The following is a 1,707-nucleotide window of genomic DNA, read 5'->3' as shown; positions in this document are numbered from 1 at the left end:
GGATGGTTGACATGTGCTCGAAAAAGGGTACACTTGTTCGTACCGACTCCTCCCGATTCTCAGTTCACCTCGAGATCGGAGACAATCGAATGAGTGTCAACAGCACGGATGCCGCCTTCGCAGCGGTGCGTGCGGTCGAAACGGAGACGCTGTCTCGTGACGATGCCGAACGATTGCTGGGCGATGTCCGCCGATTGCGTTCGTGGCTCGACACGGTCGAGATCGCGACGACCCGTCGGGTGCGTGAGCTCAACGCGGCCGGTCAGGCCGAGAACGCTGAATCGCTCGTTGCGAAGGCGGGTCGCCGTTCGGGCCGAGAGGCGAAGTCGGTCGGTGAGCGAACCGACCTGTCGGACGCGGTGCCGATGCTCGGCGATGCGCTCGCCGATGGCGACGTGGCCGCCGCCCACCTCGATGCGATCAACGCCGCCGCCCGCTGGCTGCCCGACGATGTTCGGACCGAGTTCCTCGGCCACAGCGACGAGTTGATCGGCCGGGCGTCGCAGGTCAGCGTCGAAGCGTTCGGACGGGAGTGCCGCGAGCTCGCCAAGCACCTGCTTGCCGCGTCACGGAAGGATTCCGACGCCGATGAGCTCGACGCGCAACGCGCGGCCTCCAAGGTCAGGCGCTGGGTCGACCGGATCACCGGCATGCACCACACGCTGCTCGAGCTCGATCCGCTGCGCGATGCGCAGCTCAGCGCGAGCTTCAACGCCGAGCTTGCTCGACTCCGGGCAGCCGACGGCAACAGCGGCACCCCGTGGCAGCAGTTGCAGGTCGATGCCTTCATCAACGCCGTCGCCGGAATTCGCACCCCTCCGCCCGCGAACACTGCATCGACCTCCGATGCCGATGCCGGCTCGGGCGCTGGCTCTCGATTCGGCACCGGCTCGAGTTCGAGTGTCGGCTGTGGGTGCGGTTCGGGCGGGGCGGGGAGGCCGGGTCGCCGGGTCGATCGTGTTCCGCAGATCACGCTGCTGGTCAGTCTCGACTGGCTGGCGGGCGTCGCCGCCGACGGGATCTGTGAGACGGAGAACGGAATCCCACTCCCGATCTCGACCGTCCGTCGGCTCTGCTGCGAGGCGGAGATCATCCCGACCGTGCTCGGCACCTCCGGTGAGGTCCTCGATCAAGGGCGCTCCGTCCGAACAGCCACCGAGGCACAGCGGCGGGCGCTGCGTTCGATGCACCGTGGATGTGCCTACCCGGGATGTGAGGTCGGCTTCGATTCCTGCCGCATTCACCACGTGCGCTGGTGGGGTCGGGACAACGGCCCGACCGATCTCGCCAACCTGCTCCCGGTCTGCGAGCGGCACCATCACCTGGTGCACGAAGGCGGGTGGGTGCTCACGCTCGATGCCGAGCGCATCGCGACGTGGACCCGACCCGACGGAGTCGTCTACCACACCGGACCGACCATCGATCGATTCCCCGTGGCCAGCTCGGCATGAGCCGGCGACCGGGGGATGGGTCGCGCATGTCCATGATGTCCGGAGAAAAGGAACAGCCGGGGGCGGGTCGCAGCTTCGAACTCGGCGACCGCGTTCGTCTGCCTGCTCGAACCCATGGACCTCGAACCCGTGGACCTCTCACCCGTGGGCCTCTCACCCGTGGGCGGTCCGCCCGTGAGAGCTCCGCCCGTGGGAGCTCAGCTCAGGTGGCGACCGCAGTGCGGCCATGGGGCCGAACCGCGCTCGTGGTACAGCG

1 protein-coding gene is annotated in these 1,707 nt (G+C 67.8%); it reads left to right on the top strand.

Going from position 1 to position 1,707, the window contains the following annotated elements:
• The first annotated feature begins 89 nt into the window (after window positions 1-89).
• On the top strand, window positions 90-1,451 hold the full coding sequence (locus tag WBV89_RS14220; RefSeq protein WP_423982013.1) for an HNH endonuclease: 1,362 nt from the start codon (window positions 90-92) through the stop codon (window positions 1,449-1,451).
• Window positions 1,452-1,707: the final 256 nt, after the last annotated feature.

Origin of the sequence: Ilumatobacter sp., assembly GCF_049588435.1 — a bacterium.
Classification (GTDB): Bacteria; Actinomycetota; Acidimicrobiia; order Acidimicrobiales; family Ilumatobacteraceae; genus Ilumatobacter_A.
Note: the sequence above shows the minus strand (reverse complement) of the source record. Positions and strands in the feature narration are given on the sequence as shown.

Excerpts from the sequence above, each read along its gene's own strand:
- WBV89_RS14220 (WP_423982013.1), top strand. The coding sequence starts at position 90 with ATGAGTGTCAACAGCACGGATGCCGCCTTCGCAGCGGTGCGTGCGGTC.